The sequence below is a fragment of the Limnobaculum zhutongyuii genome (assembly GCF_004295645.1).
Taxonomy (GTDB): Bacteria; Pseudomonadota; Gammaproteobacteria; order Enterobacterales; family Enterobacteriaceae; genus Limnobaculum; species Limnobaculum zhutongyuii.
On sequence record NZ_CP034752.1, the window covers coordinates 1281654 to 1298226 of the forward strand.

Consider the following 16573-nt stretch of genomic DNA (forward strand, 5'->3'; position numbering starts at 1 on the left):
AGTTAGTCTTTATCAATGCGGCTGGCTACGGCGCCCTGCTGCCCTTTATATTTTGCATCTTCACGACGATGATAAGGCCGGGCGGCTGGCCCACTCAACGGTTCAAAACTCAATGCGCCGATTACCATACCCGGACGCAACGCTAACGGTAATTTACCTGAATTATAAAACTCCAGCACAATCTTGCCCTGCCAACCGGGATCGATTCGATGAGCGGTAACATGAACCATCAACCCTAAACGCGCCAGTGAAGAACGCCCATCCAACCAGCCGACAATATCATCAGGAATCGATACTGATTCCAGCGTAACGGCCAAAGCTAACTCGCCCGGATGCAGAAAAAAAGGCTCATCCTCTGTCAGATTGATTTCATCGCTCATTACCTTCTCAAGAGCTGCCGAGACTTCTTCTTTTGGCCCGCTCAGATCGATATAGGCGGCGGTATGCCCAAGAAATACGCGAAACTGATTACCTAAACGAACATCAACGGTTGCACCATTAATTCGCTCAACAGGCGGACGGGGCGTTATTTTAAGCTTGCCGCTATCAAGGTAGGCTTCAATATCCCGATCGCATAATCTCATGGCGGTAACTCTCCTGTGCTTTAGTGGCTTCGCGTCAGTACTTGCTATGATTTCAAATAATTAAAACCAATAATCTCGATATATTATCATCAGTTTGCCAGAGTATCCCTTTAATAATAGCGGGACTCCGCTAACAGGTGCTTTATTATCCAGCGAAAACGGCAATATGTCGTCTCTGGCGTCATAAATGAAGTGGAGATAAAAACAGAAAATATTTTGACAGAAATATCCCGGCACCAAAACAAACACCGGGATATCTCAAACAAGCGGTAAATTACAGCATGGTTCTGATATTAATTTCAGATGGAATGGTATGTCCCTGCCAGTAGAGTTCCGCAGCAATCTTAGCCGCAACCTGGCGATACAGTTCACTAAATTCACTGTCCGGATTTGAAATCACTGTTGGTTGACCGCGATCCAGATCTTCACGAATAGTGATATGCAGCGGTAATTGGCCTAACAGTTGACTACCGTGTTTAGCAATCAGCTTCTCTGCGCCACCGGTGCCGAAAATAGCTTCCTGATGACCACAATTGCTGCAAATATGAATGCTCATATTTTCAACGATACCCAACACCGGAACGTGAACCTTCTCAAACATCACCAGCCCTTTCATCGCATCGACTAATGCAACATCCTGCGGAGTAGTAACGATAACCGCTCCCGTCACCGGAATGTTCTGCGACAGAGTCAGTTGAATATCACCGGTTCCCGGCGGCATATCAATGATCAGATAGTCCAAATCAGGCCATAAGGTATCCTGCAGCAGCTGTAACAACGCTTTGCTGGCCATTGGCCCACGCCATACCATGGCATTCCCATCTTCCACCAAATAACCAATGGAGTTAGTTGCCAAACCATGGGCCATAATAGGAGCCATATGCTCGCCGTCCGGCGAGGTTGGACGCTCATTGGCCGTACCTAACATGGTTGGAATTGAAGGACCATAAATGTCAGCATCAAGAATGCCCACTTTGACACCTTCGGCTGCCAGCGCCAGCGCCAAGTTTACCGCGGTACTGGATTTTCCCACGCCACCTTTACCGGAACTCACAGCAATAATATTTTTTACGCCTTTCACTCCCGCCTGATCGTTAGCACGTTTTAGAGTGACAACGTTATTATGCAGGCGCCATTCAACCGAAGCGGCACCAGTGGCTTTAATCAGCTCAGCACTTTTTTCTGCTTTTAACGCTTCAAACCCGGTTTTCCAGGCAAACGGCATGTGCAGTTCGATATGTAATACGTTATCTAACATTGCGCAGTGATGAAGAGCTTTAAGCTGGCTCAAATTTTTCTTTAGTGTTGGATGGGTGAACGTAGCGAGCAGCTCTGTAACCTGTTGGTTTAATGCTTCTGGCGTCACTGACCCTTGGGATTGTTGGTTCATCCCTACTCCTCTTTATTATCAGCTAGTTTTACGACAAACATGACTATACATGCATGGCGACTCATACTGCCTATTAGCATAACAGATGACGAATAAAAACACGTAACCTTGTTCAGCAGTTATTCCCCCTCCAACAAAGTGTTTCATCCATAAAAAAGAAGCAATGCCTGCACTCAATCAAAAATTATCGTCATCAGAAGGAAATAGCACCTAGCCGTGTGTGATTCAATCAGTTAACATCAATGGTTCCCATTCATTCCACTTAACAAAGATAAGACACTAACTATGGCTCAAGTCGCGAAAAAAATACTGGTGACCTGTGCGCTACCATACGCAAACGGTTCAATTCATCTCGGTCATATTCTCGAGCATATTCAGGCAGACATTTGGGTCCGTTATCAGCGAATGCGTGGACACCAGGTTAACTTTATCTGTGCTGATGATGCCCACGGCACACCTATTATGCTGAAAGCTCAGCAACTTGGTGTTACCCCTGAGAGCATGATTGATGAGATGAGCCTTGAACACCAGAAGGATTTCGCAGGCTTCTCTATTAGTTACGATAACTATCACTCCACACACAGTGAAGAGAACCGTGAGTTATCCGAGCTTATCTATGGTCGGTTAAAATCTAACGGTTTTATTAAAAACCGTACCATTTCTCAGCTGTACGATCCTGAGAAATCAATGTTCCTGCCGGACCGATTTGTAAAAGGCACCTGCCCCAGATGTAAAGCGCCAGACCAATACGGTGACAACTGTGAAGTTTGTGGTGCCACTTACAGCCCTACAGAGCTGATTAATCCGCGCTCTGTCGTTTCAGGTGCAACACCAGAAATGCGTGAAACCGAGCACTTCTTCTTTGATCTGCCTGCGTTTCAGGAAATGCTGCAGGCCTGGACTCGCTCAGGTGCCTTGCAGGAACAAGTGGCGAACAAAATGCAGGAGTGGTTTGATACCGGTCTGCAACAGTGGGATATCACCCGCGACGCCCCTTACTTCGGTTTTGAAATTCCGGATGCGCCGGGCAAATACTTCTATGTCTGGCTGGATGCGCCAATTGGTTACATGGGCTCATTTAAAAACCTGTGCAACAAGCGTGATGATTTAAGTTTTGATGAATACTGGCGTGAAGGTTCCGATGCCGAGCTTTATCACTTTATCGGCAAAGATATTGTCTACTTCCACAGTCTGTTCTGGCCAGCCATGCTGGAAGGCAGCCAGTTCCGTAAGCCAAGCAATCTGTTTGTACATGGCTATGTCACGGTTAACGGCGCTAAGATGTCTAAATCGCGCGGTACCTTTATTCAGGCAAGTACCTATCTGAAGCATCTGGATCCAGACTGTCTGCGTTATTACTACGCGGCGAAGCTCTCTTCCCGTATTGATGATATCGATCTCAATCTGGAAGACTTTGTACAGCGCGTTAATGCCGATATCGTGAATAAAGTGGTTAATCTGGCCTCCCGTAATGCCGGATTTATCAATAAACGTTTTGATGGTCAATTATCCACAAAACTGGCCGATCCTGAGCTATACAAAACCTTTATCCAGTCGGCAAAAACCATTGCTGAATACTATGACCAGCGTGAATTCAACAAAGCGATTCGCGAAATTATGGCTCTGGCCGATATTGCTAACCGTTACGTTGATGAACAGGCACCATGGGTAGTAGCGAAAGAAGAAGGCCGGGATGAAGATCTGCAACTAATTTGCTCGATGGGTATCAATATGTTCCGCGTATTGATGACCTATCTGAAACCAGTTCTGCCATCACTGACTGAACGTGCAGAAGCGTTCCTGAATAAAGAACTGCATTGGGATGAGATTGAACAACCGTTATCAGGTCATAAAGTTAACGGATTCAAAGCGCTATTTAACCGCATTGATAGTGATAAGGTTGATGCGATGGTTGAATCATCCAAAGCCGATCTACAGGCTATGCAGTCTGGTGCGCCAAAAGCAGCAGCGACAGGTCCGTGAGCCGATTGCTGAAACCATTACTTTTGATGATTTTGCTAAAGTTGATTTGCGCGTGGCGTTAATCAAGCAGGCCGAAGAAGTGGAAGGTTCAGACAAACTGCTACGCCTGACTCTGGACCTAGGCGGTGAAATTCGCCAGGTATTCTCTGGTATCAAGAGTGCCTATCCAGACCCGAAAGCCCTTGAAGGCCGTCTGACGGTGATGGTGGCTAATCTGGCACCAAGAAAGATGCGTTTTGGCGTGTCAGAAGGCATGGTCATGGCAGCAGGCCCTGGCGGTAACGATATCTTCCTGTTAACACCGGATAGCGGCGCTCAACCGGGAATGTCGGTTAAGTAACTTTTCCAGTGTAAAAATAAGGGCTATGAAATTTCATAGCCCTTATTATTTCTACCTTCTCTTCAAAGAATATTTCCACCGTAAATAGCAATTACTCATATTACCCCTGCCCGGTCGAAAAATTCTGAGTCTTCGGTATTTGAATACTCAGTTAAGCAATAACATCAGAATGAATAATCCGCAGCCACAAAATAACGGCGACCTTCTTCGTTATAGCTGTAAATATCCCTATCCAGTTCTTTGTCTAACAGGTTTAATATTCCGGCGCGTAATTTCAGGTTTTTCGTTACCTGATATGCTCCCCCGGTGTTCCAAACCACATACCCCCCAGGAGTAGATACCGCTGGCGTAATGGAACGTTGCTTACCCGTGTAGTTAGCTGAAGCATAGAAAGACCAGTCATCGGTTGGTTTCCAGTCCAGCGTACCGTTTGCGGTATGGAATGGACGCTCCTTCAGTGGCTTATTGCCGCCGTTGCTTAAGTCGCGAGCATCGTTATAGGTGTAATTTAACCGTACTTTCCAGACGTCATTAATTGGAACGGCCACCTCGGTTTCAACTCCACGAACCCGCGCTTTATTTACGTTATAGTAAGCAAACATCGGTTTGCCCGTTGTCGGGTCAAGACCAATAAAGTTAGGATAATTGACCGCATCCGCCTTATTAGCAGTACGTGATATGTTAATCATATCTTCAATATTATTTTCAAATACCGTAACGCTGCCGCTCACCCCATCCAGAATGCCGTCATCTCCGGCATAATACACACCAAGTTCATAGTTCTCACTGGTTTCTGGTTTCAGGTCTGGCGTTCCAGAAATAATACATGACCCTCTACAAGAGTTAGACTGCCAGTCCGGACTTAGCTGTAACAGTGAAGGTGCTTTGAACGCTTTCGCCCAACCACCCTTTAAGGTGACTGTATTGGTTGCGTTATATACCAGATAGGTTCTTGGGCTCCAGTGGTCACCATAATCTTCATGGTCATCGACCCGGGTTCCTGCCGTTAGTGCCAGATTATCAAAAATACGCCATTCATCTTCCAGAAACAGTGCATGCTGTTTGGTAGAGGTGGAGCCACTTCCCTGCAGGTTCACTGGATCCTTTAACTCATCGCGACGTAGTTCACCGCCAAAGGTCATGGTTTGATTAATAGCGTCAATCGGCAGAATAAATTTACCATCCAGTGAGTTGCTTTCCGATGTCAGCTTTTGCGTAGTGTAGTTATCAATCTTCTCGCCATAAAAGCGCAATTCTGAACTGGCAAATCCCCAGCGGCCATTATGTGAAAGGCCATAGTTTTGACGCTCAAGACGCGTTTTATCCAGTGAATTCGACTCTCTGTCCTGACGGTCAAAGCCGTAGTTCATCAGAAATTCATGGTCGTCATTGGGTGTGACAGAGAATTCAACATTACCATCACGGCTGTTATAGCCTTCAATAGCCCCGGTTATTCCAGTGGCGCTGGTTGCCGACTTATTCGGCTTATCCTTATCCCGGTGGGCAAAATTACCATAGGTCTTCACCGATAGCAGATCGTCAATCAAAGGCCCACTGGCATAAAGACTGGTGTTAAAACTGTCGCGTTTATCTCGGTTTTCCTGAATAGTGCTATCAACACTGACCGAACCGGTCCAACTCTTTTTCACCTTCTTAGTAATGATATTAACGACACCGCCCAAGGCATCAGAGCCGTACAGTGAAGACATTGGCCCACGAACCACTTCAATGCGTTCAATCGCATTAACCGGAACCCAGCTTAAGTCATAATCGTTATGGCGAAACACCGCATTGCGGGAATTTACACGTTTACCGTCAACCAGAATCAGCGTATAGCCGCTATCCAGTCCACGAATACTGACACCTTTACGGTTATCTCCTTCATTGGTTAACTGAATACCCGGTACTTCCTGCAAAATATCCTTCAAATTTTGCACCGGTTTCTTTTGTAAATCTTCACCGGTAATAACACTAATGCTGGCTGGCGCATCTTTGATGTTCTGCTCCACGGCTGAAGCCGTTACCACCATAGTGTCACCTTCCGCCGCCAACACCGAAGTACTGGTAAATATAATTGGTACAAATATCCCTGCCCGAATCATTGGATTAAGCACTAACCTGGTCATCTAAGTCCTCTACCATTGGTAATGATAATAATTTTTTATAATGATTATTATTTACAGTTAGAATTAAATGCTCACTATTCCAGAAAAACCACATCACCATCATACCCATTAGAATTCTATGGTTATTAATTTCCACTTATCTCAAAAATACGATGTGATTGATGGGGTGAACACATTAAAACAAATGATAATCATTATCAATAAAATGATACAAAAAAACACATTTAAATTAACATTGTTAATACTAAGGAATTAAAGTGACAGATGAGAACCAGGAGGATCGAGCAGTAAAAAAGCCGCGATAATTATCACGGCTTTTCATGTTAACGGGTTGCTTTTATCAGAATGAAGCCGTTATTGAAGCGTAGTAAGTTCTACCAGGAACATAATAGTTATTACCGGATGAAGCACTTCCTGATGGCTCAGAAGAGACAAGATCTTTATCGAACAGGTTATCGATACCGGCATTAAAACGGAAATTCTTAGTTATCTTATATTGGCCAGATAAACCATAAAGCGTGTAGGAATTTCTGATACGCGCAGTTGCAGTACTACCGCGAGATTCCTGATCGGCTTTATTGTTTAAGCCTAACATTTTTCCGTAATAATGAGCGCTGAATGAGAAATCAAGATCTTGCGTTACGCTCCAGTCCAGTGATGAATAACTGGTGAATTTAGGCGTAGTGACCAGCATCACACCCTGATCGTCCTCTGCTTTTATCATACGGGTATAGTTATTACGTAAGGTTAATTTCTGCAGGAACTGGCCTTTTGGCTCACTGATCAGAGGAATATTCAGATTACCTTCAATGCCCTGAGTTCTGGCGGAATCCAGGTTCACACGTTCTAACCAGTAACGACCCGATTTATCTCCGGTGATATAGCCAATTGGCGCAGTAGCTAATTTATTTTTGAAACGACTATCAAAGAAAGTGATGCCTGCATCCCATCCTTCATAATTAAATAATGCACCAACTTCCCAGTTTTCGGAAGTTTCAGGCTTCAGATTGCCATTACTGACGATATAACAGCCGCCACCGGTATAGTCTGCATAACCATTGCATCCAGCGCCTTTTGACTCTTCAACAAAACCTGGACTGGCCTGACGTATCGTTGGCGCTTTGAAGCCTTCTGAATATCCGCCTTTCAATGTCAAATAATCATTAGCCTGATAAACCAGATAGGCTCTTGGTGTGGTTTGATCGCCATATTCGGTATCATCATAGCGAACCCCCAGCGTCAACGTCAGATCGTCTAATAACCCAATCTGATCTTCAACAAATACGCCTTTACTGGTTGCCTCTCCGGTATGTTTGCCATAAGAAGCGGCAGCATATTTATTGGTGCCCATCGATCTTGGGTTGTTGAGCTCTTCTTTCATCCACTGGCCACCAATAGTGACATTGTGTGGTAACCAAAGCTCGAAAGGTAGATTGATATCCCCTTCAATAATCTTATCTTTGCCTCGGATTTTGGTATCTTCAGTCCCTACCAGTGCTCCCCCTGAAATCACCGGCACATCGCTGGCTGAGTTTTTATATTTATTCTCATAAGCGGTTAATCTGACGCTACCAAAATCAAATAGTCCACGATAAGCGGCGGAATAGTTTTCACGTTCCAGCTTGGAAATACCACGTAAACCAACTTCATCACCATCCAGAGTCTCGCCAGGAATACCCTCTTCCGTTCCCTGTAATGTACCAATACTTACCTGATGGTTATCTGTGATATCCCAACTTAAATCTGCACCATAGCTATAACGTTTCTTACCTTCCTGACCACTCCCCCAACGCAAAGCACTGGTATCGGTTTTATCCGCATCACGTTTATTCCATGAGCCATTCATACGTAACGTAAAACCATTGCCTAATGGGCCACCAACGCTACCGGTATAAGTCGTAGTCTCACCACTTTTAGAATCTTCTGGCTGACGAGTACCGATAGTTAAAGCGCCGTTCCACTCTTTATTGTTCTTTTTAGTGATAATGTTAACTACCCCACCCATGGCATCAGAACCATATAGCGTAGACATTGGGCCTCGAACAATTTCAATGCGCTCAATAGATTCAACTGGGATCCAGTTAATATCATCAAAATAGTTTTGTTGGGTGGTCTTGAGGCCGTTACTGGAACCAATACGTTTTCCATCTACCAGTAACAATGTATAGGAAGCAGGCATACCGCGCAGTTGAATACCGGAACTAACGTCAGTACCAATGGCTTTACTTACCCCTGCAACGCGTTCAAGAATATCGGCAAGATCGGTTGATGCCGTTCCCATCTCTTTTTCTAACTGTTCAGAGGTCACAACAGAAATACTGGCAGGCGCATCCTTAAAGCGTTGTTCAACACCGGAGGCTGTCACCACCATTACATTACCGCTATCATTCTCTTCAGCTACCGCCTGTGTAGTAACCAGCCCCAATAGCGGAAGACAAAATCCAGCATATTTTATTGGATTAAATTTAAATGTGTTTGTGTTCATCCCTTCATCCATAAATGTAAATACAAAATAAAAAAGAACGCTAATGATAATTAATATCATTAGCGTTACGAAGGGATTAAAGTTTTTTTGCGACCGCTATCTAACTTTTAACAAAAATATAAACAACTAACGCATTCAATATATTGGATGTTCGACTAAACCATCAATTAATACCTGTGGACGCCCCTGAGAGCAGCGTTCAATACGACCACGAACCCCGTAAACTTGCGCCAGGCTTTCAGGTGTGATCACTTCGTCAGGTTTACCATCAGCAATAAGATTGCCATTTTGCAGCATCAGAACATGATCCGCATGATGCAAAGCGATATTGATATCATGAACCACCACTACCGTGATGATATTGCGTTTAATCGTCTCTTTGCGTACCAAATCCATGACATGAAATTGATAGTTGAGATCCAATGCGCTTAATGGTTCATCAAGCAACAATAGTGACGGTTGGCGAATCAGAGATTGGGCTAAGCCAACTAATTGCTTCTGCCCACCTGAAAGTTGATCCAGATAGCTCAATGCCAGATGAGAAATACCCAGCTGTTGCAACAGTGCCATTACTTCGGCTTCGCCTTTTTCTGTATGGCTACCACCGGAAGCTCTCTGAGCAACCACGATAGATTCGAGCACATGCAGATGCACTCCGGCAGGCAATGATTGAGGCAGATAAACCACGCTTTTCGCCCGTTGGGCAAAAGGCTGTTTCATTAAATCCTGACCATCCAGCAGTAGTTCACCGGTCGCGTGATTCAATCCGGCAAAAGAACGTAATAAGGTCGATTTACCACTACCGTTAGGACCTAACAGAACAGTAATTTCCCCTCTTGATAACCCAGGGATCGACAGGTCAGTGATGATTTTTTTTCTCGGGTAACCCGCATTAAAATGATTCGCTTGTAAACCAGTCATCATACCTGCCCTCTGTGGCGCAAAATGATGCTCAGGAAGAATGGAACACCCACTAATGAAGTCACAATACCAACCGGAATAATCACACCAGGAATCAAGTTTTTAGAGGCTACAGAGGCCATCGATAATACCAACGCACCAATTAAAGCACTGGCTGGCAGATAAAAGCGATGGTCTTCACCAAAAATCAGACGGGCAATATGCGGTGCAACCAGACCGATGAAACCAATCGGCCCAACAAATGCCACCGCCAAAGCAGATAACATACTGATACGCAGCAATGTCGTCAGTCGTAAACGACGAACATCAATACCAAAGCTGATTGCCCGGTCTTCACCTAATCTTAACGCCGTCAGTTTCCAGGCGTTCATCATTGACCATGGGAACAGAACCAGGAACACCGCTAACAGAATGCCTAATTTTATCCAGGTTGCTCGCGCCAGGCTTCCCATCGTCCAGAAAACCAGTCCCTGAAGCGTATCTTCAGATGCGATAAACTGCATCATGGAAACCAATGCATTAAAGGTAAACACCAGGGCAATACCAAACAGCACGACACCCGAGGTGGCAACCCTTGTCCAGCGAGTTACCGCATCCAGCATAAACGCTGCCAGTAAGGCAAAAATGAACGCATTGGCAGAAATAAACCATTGAGGATCAATGCCGGGGATACCAATCCCCAATACGATAGCTAGCGCCGCACCGAAAGCAGCCGCAGAGGAAACCCCTAAAGTAAAGGGACTGGCTAATGGGTTATTCAGAATGGTTTGCATTTCTGCACCAGCCAAACCCAAAGCCATTCCTACCACTATTGCCATCAGGGCATAAGGCAGGCGAATATCCCAAACGATAACCTGAGTTCCGGCATCAACCGTTTCAGAATGCCACAATGTTTGCCACAGTTCTGCTATCGTGAGGCCCGAAGGCCCCATGATAAAATCAAGCACAAGAGATCCAATAATTGCCAGCAAAACGATGGCTAAAATCATCAAGCGCTTACGCAAAATGCGATGATAACGACCCATTACACCCACTTCAGCCGGGGTATTAGCTTTTACTGCCGAATTGCTACTTATGCTCATTCAATGACAACCATTGCTGCTTTATAGATTATTTATTATTTTCACCGACAGCACCTACCCAGTAGGTACCTGTTGGCTCAATGGCCAGGAAGTCTTTATACAGCGTCTTCATGGTCTCATTAGTATTAATATCTTTAAATTTTTCAGGATAGAACCACTTACCGAATTCCTGAATAGCCAGAACATTATAGGGTGAGTTATAGAAGCTGTGCCAGATGGCATAAGTTCTACCCTCTTTTACCGCTGGTAACGTATCAATGCCCTTACGTTTCAATGCGCTCTCCAGACTTGCACGAGCCACATCATAGGAAACATCCGCACCCAGTTTAACACCCGGTCCTTTGGCATCTGCACCGCGAGCACCGCTGGCAATATAAACATCCGGATTAGTCGCGATGATTTTTTCCAGGTTAACGGTACCTAAGGCACCCGGTAATAAATTTTTAGCGATATTAGCGCCACCGGCTAAATCAATAAAGTCGCCCATATTACCGTTTCCTGCCGTACCACAACAATCTTCTGCGGTAGCCGCTTTCAACTCAATAAAGACTTTTGGCTTTTGGTCTTCAGGAATATCTTTGGTGACATTGGTGATTTTAGCCACGTTATCCTGATAGAACTTAATATAACGCTCCGCCTGCTCTTCCCGTTGCAAAGCTTTGCCGAGGATACGCATACTTGGCACTGTATTTTTCAGCGGTGCAGTACGAAAATCAATGAATACAACCGGTACACCGGCTTTTTCTAACTGAGTAACCAGCTCACTGCTACGGCCCGGACCATGACCAGACAAACCAAAGATAGCGACATCAGGTTTAAGCGTCAGAACCTTTTCCGGACTGATGCTTTCAGCGGTGGTGTTACCAATTAAAGGAATTTTATCAATCTCAGGGAATTTTGCTTTATAAGCAGCATAAGTATGGGGATCAAGCTTACGGAAATCACCCTGCCAGCCAGCAATACGGTCCAGAGGCTTATCACCCTCTAATAGCGCAACAGCATAAATTAGGCGGCCTTCACCCAATAAGATACGATCGACTTTCTTCGGGAGCTCAACCTTACGATCGGCTATATCGGTAATAGTTTCAGCCCATGCACCCGCACTGAATAACAGCGAACTGCCTAATAATAAGGACAGACTAAAACGTTTTGCCAGAGAATGATTAAGTTGCTTCATAGATGATGCCTCTTCCCTACAGATTCAAAGATGCAAACAATAATGCAAAAGAGAATGATTATCAATCATAAAAGCCAAAGGGATACTAAAAGGGAGAGATAAGTCATACAGAGTAAAAGCGTGGGGAATAAACGAGAGGAATTTATCAGCAGGTATCAAATTAAAACAATAAGGCCGAAAAACTTATATTATCCATTAAATGACAATACAGGCTTTCCGACCCTATCTGAAACAGTATCAGTATTCAGTAAAAACTAAATTTTTTCTTGTTGGTGAATACATTGAAATGTATTGCTGAGCCAGACTCTTGGAGGAAGCCAGCTTACCTTCTTTACTCAGAGACGGCGTCAGTTTTTCCATTACCATTTTGGCAGTACCAGCAATATCACTGTCACCATATTTAGCAACGGTCGCATACCAGGCATAAGCTTGCTGATCGTCTTTTGCTACGCCCTGACCTAAGTAATAAGAACCCGCTAAGTTAAACTGTGCTTCAGTAACGCCCTGATTAGCAGCTTTGGTATACCAGTAAACGGCTTGTTCCGGATCTTGTGGAACACCTTCACCATGAGTATAGGCAGCACCCAAGTTATTCTGAGAGTTAGCAATACCTTGCTTGGCTGCCAGACTATCCCAATAAATGGATTGTTCCAGATTGAACTCAACACCCTTACCATTTAAATAGGCTGAAGCGACTTCTCCCTGAGCACGAGCATTACCCTGCTCAGCGGCTTTTTTATACCAAATAAAGGCTTCATCATAGTTAGGCATCATATCTACGCCGTTCGCATACATATCCGCCAGTTGAAGCTGAGAATCAACATTACCACCGATTGCTGAAGACTTAATCCATCCCAGACCCTGAGCTTTTTCACCTGATGCAATAAGAATGTCACCCATCCGACGTTGAGCCATCTGGTCGCCTGCATTTCCCTGTTTTTGAATTTGAGAAAGATATTGCTGCAGACCACCTAACATATTCTGTTGCGAAGGATCGATTGGCTGACCAAATGCAGAAGATGCGTCATCGTTTTGTTTTTTGTCGACGCAACCCGTCACCATTAGTGTTAAAACGCTTAGAATCAATGCACAGTGATAACGTTTAATTAACATAGCTATTATTTCCTGTCCGCTTGCTCTAACAATAATGAGTAGATTTGTCCATCAATATGCTGACAGGTTCTGGCAAGTTTCGCCTGATAAACGCTATCCATGACATTCACTGTATCCGGTCCCAATGTTGAACGCATAGCAAGATACTTGGTTGCCGTTTCCATGTTTGAGTCCATCATCATCTTGCTTTGATTATAGCTGTTAAAATCAAGCTTCTTTAATGTCTCCAAACGAACAAGGCATCCCTGAAAACGCTGGTTATACGACTGTTCGTTACTATTAGCCTGTTGGGTGTTCTTTTTTTCGAACTTCGCACAACCGTTGATGCTAATAAGGACCAGCCCTACTGCGGCCAACATCAATGTTCTTTTCATCAATCTGTTACCTTAAAAAATTGATTGCAGTTTTATAAATTATAGATGTATCGCATGATACAAACCAAGGTCGATCGCATATAACGCAAGCAATAAAATGAGTATCGCTAAACAACTTCAGATCGTTCTGGTTACAAATAAAGATACAAAACGAAAAGCAGCACAACCTCGCCAAAGCGAAACCTATCCAATCTTAGCACAGTTTAATATAACACCGTGAAAAGAGATATGAATATAGTATTCATCAAATAAGTTGATCACACTTTTGGAGTTTTATTCGCAAAAGTAATAATACATCCTGATGACTATCTCTACTAAAAAGCGGCGTATAATACGCCGCTCTTAAATATAATGGTTACTAATTACTCTTCCCGGATTTCTGTTTTGGGAAAATCCATCTCTTTATAGCGGACAAATTTTGTTCTTTTAATTATTTTATATCCAAACCAAATTGCCAAAAACAGCGGAATACCTATATAAGTAGCCGCAACACCTGCCCAGTCAATATTGTCTTCCAGGAAGGCTTGGTAATTCTGCCCTAAAGTAATAATCAAACACAATACAAAAGCAAAAATTGGTCCTAATGGGAAGAAGCCTGAACGATATGGCAATGCATCCAGTGAATGTCCCTGCGCAATATAACCACGACGGAAGCGGTAATGACTGATAGCAATACCTAACCAGGCAATAAAACCTGTCATTCCCGAAGTATTCAACAGCCACAAATAAACCTGCTGATTACCAAACATTGAGGTCAGGAAACAAAGTCCTGCCACAACCGTGGTGGCTATTAATGCATTACGCGGTACACCGCCAGCAGATAACTTAGCAAAAATCCTTGGTGCTTTACCTTCCGCAGCCAAAGCATACAGCATACGGGTAGAAGCATACATACCAGAGTTACCGGCAGAAAGCACCGAAGTCAGAATAACCGCATTCATCACTGCCGCAGCAGATAACAGACCTGCATGTTGGAATACCAACGTAAACGGACTCACACTAATATCCGTTTCATCATTGCGTAACAGACTCGGGTCAGTATAAGGAATTAATACGCTGACAATCAGAATCGCAAAAATATAAAATAACAGGATACGCCAGAATACCTGACGTACAGCACGTGGAATATTACGCGCTGGATCGGCTGATTCACCCGCAGCGATACCAATAAGCTCAGTTCCCTGAAAAGAGAAGCCAACGATCATGGCCACACCAATCATGGCCGAGAAACCACCGGCAAATGGCGCATCACCGATAGTCCAGTTATGCCAGCCTGAAGTTGGTCCACCTTTCATGATGCCAAAAATCATCAGCAAGCCAAGACCAATAAAGATCACTACCGTAACCACTTTAATCAGAGCAAACCAGAACTCGGCTTCACCAAATCCTTTCACTGAGATGTAATTCAGTAAGAACATTAAACTCAGGAACAGCGCACTCCAGATCCAACTTGGCAACCCAAACGGCGTCTCTGGGAACCAATACTGCATCACTAATTGAGCAGCAACTAAGTCAACAGCAACGGTTACTGCCCAGTTATACCAATAGTTCCAGCCCAGCGCGAAGCCAAAGCCTGGCTCAACATATTTGGCACCATAAGTAGAAAATGAACCAGAAACTGGCATATAAGAAGCAAGCTCACCCAGACTGGTCATTAAGAAATAAACCATCAGGCCAATCAGCGCATAGGAAAGTAGTGCACCGCCAGGACCTGCCTGAGCAATAGTCGCACCGGATGCCACAAACAAACCGGTACCGATCGAACCACCGACGGCAATCATTGTTAAATGACGCGCTTTCAGTACCCGACGCAATCCCGGCACGTTTTTTTCCTTTGAATCTTTTGTATCGACCAGAGCCATTCTTAACCTATCTATTTGCTTGTCTGTTACTAAAAAGAGCGCGATTGTAGCAAAGGATAGATCGCGGGATAACATCAAACCTCTCAATATAAGATTCATTCATAATTCTGAAGATCTTATTAGCAAAACCCTATAATACGTTTTTGATGATTATTTAATCAGATAGTTGAATATCTGCCAGTATATGTGGCTCAACCCGACAATAAGATAAGAAACGTAGCAAGCTGGCAGAAATATGTTTCTGACGGTGATAGATCAAATATAGCCTGCGTTCAAGAGGAGCAAACGGAATCTTTAACTCAACCAGAGTACCACTTTCTAACTGCTCTGCGACGACTCTGCGCGACAAACAACTGATACCAATACCATGGCGAACCGCGTGTTTAATTGCTTCGGAATTACCCAGCTCTAATATGGGTCTGGCTCCGGGTAAGTGTGACATTAGGTTATGTTCCAGCACATCGCGGGTACCTGATCCAGCTTCACGTAATATCCATGGTGCATTTATCAGGTCATCTATTGTCACAGGCTTTTGGGCTAGCGCATGTCCCGCCGCGGCAAACACCACCAGCTCATCACTCATCCATGGACGAGATATCAGTTCAGGGCTATGACACTGCCCTTCTATTAACCCCAGATCCGCGCGAAAGTCAGAGACCAGCTGAATCACTTCCCGGCTATTGGCGACAATCAACTCCAGCGGTGTGGACTGAAAATCCTGACGATAAGTGGCAATCATCTCCGGCAACATATAGTTGCCAATGGTGGTACTGGCTGCAATTCGCAACGCGCCATCTTGCTGTTGAAAAAGCCGCTCAACCTCCATCGCTCTTTCCAATAAAGAGAGCGCCTTAGGATAGAGCAATCGGCCATTTTCATTTACCACCAATCGCTTGCCCACGCGATCAAACAACGCGGCATCAAGTTGTTTTTCCAAATCCGCCAGCGCGGCACTCACCGCTGACTGTGACAATGCTAAAACGGAAGATGCCTGAGTAGTTGAACCACTTTTTACCACTTCGACAAATATCTCAAGCTGACGCAAGGTGATGTGCATTGCTGCTCCTTACCACTTATTTCGATTAGTTATAAATATATAATCAATTTCTCTTTTATAGCCAATTACTTTATTTTTG

Annotated in this window: 11 protein-coding genes and 1 pseudogene; 1 reads left to right on the plus strand and 11 read right to left on the minus strand. The window is 44.4% G+C overall.

Features of this window, described 5'->3' with window-relative positions; all coding sequences use genetic code 11:
- Positions 1-2 precede the first annotated feature (2 nt).
- Both dcd and apbC read right to left on the minus strand, forming a co-directional pair.
- A complete protein-coding gene (gene dcd / locus EKN56_RS05355) occupies positions 3-584 on the minus strand; it encodes a dCTP deaminase (protein WP_130590862.1) in 582 nt (193 codons plus the stop codon).
- 274 nt (positions 585-858) lie between these two features.
- Positions 859-1974, minus strand: a complete 1116-nt coding sequence (gene apbC / locus EKN56_RS05360) for an iron-sulfur cluster carrier protein ApbC (protein ID WP_130590863.1) — start codon at positions 1972-1974, stop codon at positions 859-861.
- 285 nt (positions 1975-2259) lie between these two features.
- Here apbC and metG point away from each other — a divergent pair.
- A pseudogene (metG, locus tag EKN56_RS05365) lies at positions 2260-4297 on the plus strand (methionine--tRNA ligase).
- A 164-nt stretch (positions 4298-4461) separates the two neighbouring features.
- Here the strand turns inward: metG and cirA are convergent.
- The 9 genes from cirA to yieE form a co-directional block, all read right to left on the minus strand.
- Complete coding sequence (cirA, locus tag EKN56_RS05370; RefSeq protein ID WP_130590864.1) at positions 4462-6423, minus strand: catecholate siderophore receptor CirA; 1962 nt, start codon at positions 6421-6423, stop codon at positions 4462-4464.
- A gap of 340 nt (positions 6424-6763) precedes the next feature.
- The gene (locus EKN56_RS05375) at positions 6764-8908 is read right to left on the minus strand and encodes a TonB-dependent receptor domain-containing protein (RefSeq protein ID WP_246019970.1); all 2145 of its coding nucleotides are present in this window, start codon (positions 8906-8908) and stop codon (positions 6764-6766) included.
- A gap of 135 nt (positions 8909-9043) precedes the next feature.
- Positions 9044-9832, minus strand: coding sequence for an ABC transporter ATP-binding protein (locus EKN56_RS05380; protein ID WP_130590866.1), 789 nt, complete (start codon positions 9830-9832; stop codon positions 9044-9046).
- The gene (locus EKN56_RS05385) at positions 9829-10911 is read right to left on the minus strand and encodes a FecCD family ABC transporter permease (RefSeq protein ID WP_130590867.1); all 1083 of its coding nucleotides are present in this window, start codon (positions 10909-10911) and stop codon (positions 9829-9831) included. Before EKN56_RS05385 ends, EKN56_RS05380 begins: the two co-directional genes overlap by 4 nt.
- Before the next feature lie 28 nt (positions 10912-10939).
- Complete coding sequence (locus EKN56_RS05390; RefSeq protein ID WP_130590868.1) at positions 10940-12088, minus strand: ABC transporter substrate-binding protein; 1149 nt, start codon at positions 12086-12088, stop codon at positions 10940-10942.
- A gap of 237 nt (positions 12089-12325) precedes the next feature.
- Entirely contained in the window at positions 12326-13201 is an 876-nt protein-coding gene (locus EKN56_RS05395; RefSeq protein ID WP_130590869.1) for a tetratricopeptide repeat protein, read from the minus strand.
- Between the two features lie 5 nt (positions 13202-13206).
- Positions 13207-13575: a hypothetical protein gene (locus tag EKN56_RS05400; RefSeq protein ID WP_130590870.1), complete on the minus strand. Its 369-nt coding sequence runs from the start codon at positions 13573-13575 to the stop codon at positions 13207-13209.
- Between the two features lie 362 nt (positions 13576-13937).
- Complete coding sequence (locus EKN56_RS05405) at positions 13938-15437, minus strand: amino acid permease (RefSeq protein WP_130590871.1); 1500 nt, start codon at positions 15435-15437, stop codon at positions 13938-13940.
- Positions 15438-15591: 154 nt separating this feature from the next.
- Complete coding sequence (yieE, locus tag EKN56_RS05410) at positions 15592-16494, minus strand: DNA-binding transcriptional regulator YeiE (RefSeq protein ID WP_130590872.1); 903 nt, start codon at positions 16492-16494, stop codon at positions 15592-15594.
- Positions 16495-16573 lie beyond the last annotated feature (79 nt).

Coding starts and splice junctions, on each gene's coding strand:
- dcd (WP_130590862.1), bottom strand. CDS start 584: ATGAGATTATGCGATCGGGATATTGAAGCCTACCTTGATAGCGGCAAG.
- apbC (WP_130590863.1), bottom strand. CDS start 1,974: ATGAACCAACAATCCCAAGGGTCAGTGACGCCAGAAGCATTAAACCAA.
- cirA (WP_130590864.1), bottom strand. CDS start 6,423: ATGACCAGGTTAGTGCTTAATCCAATGATTCGGGCAGGGATATTTGTA.
- EKN56_RS05375 (WP_246019970.1), bottom strand. CDS start 8,908: ATGAACACAAACACATTTAAATTTAATCCAATAAAATATGCTGGATTT.
- EKN56_RS05380 (WP_130590866.1), bottom strand. CDS start 9,832: ATGATGACTGGTTTACAAGCGAATCATTTTAATGCGGGTTACCCGAGA.
- EKN56_RS05385 (WP_130590867.1), bottom strand. CDS start 10,911: ATGAGCATAAGTAGCAATTCGGCAGTAAAAGCTAATACCCCGGCTGAA.
- EKN56_RS05390 (WP_130590868.1), bottom strand. CDS start 12,088: ATGAAGCAACTTAATCATTCTCTGGCAAAACGTTTTAGTCTGTCCTTA.
- EKN56_RS05395 (WP_130590869.1), bottom strand. CDS start 13,201: ATGTTAATTAAACGTTATCACTGTGCATTGATTCTAAGCGTTTTAACA.
- EKN56_RS05400 (WP_130590870.1), bottom strand. CDS start 13,575: ATGAAAAGAACATTGATGTTGGCCGCAGTAGGGCTGGTCCTTATTAGC.
- EKN56_RS05405 (WP_130590871.1), bottom strand. CDS start 15,437: ATGGCTCTGGTCGATACAAAAGATTCAAAGGAAAAAAACGTGCCGGGA.
- yieE (WP_130590872.1), bottom strand. CDS start 16,494: ATGCACATCACCTTGCGTCAGCTTGAGATATTTGTCGAAGTGGTAAAA.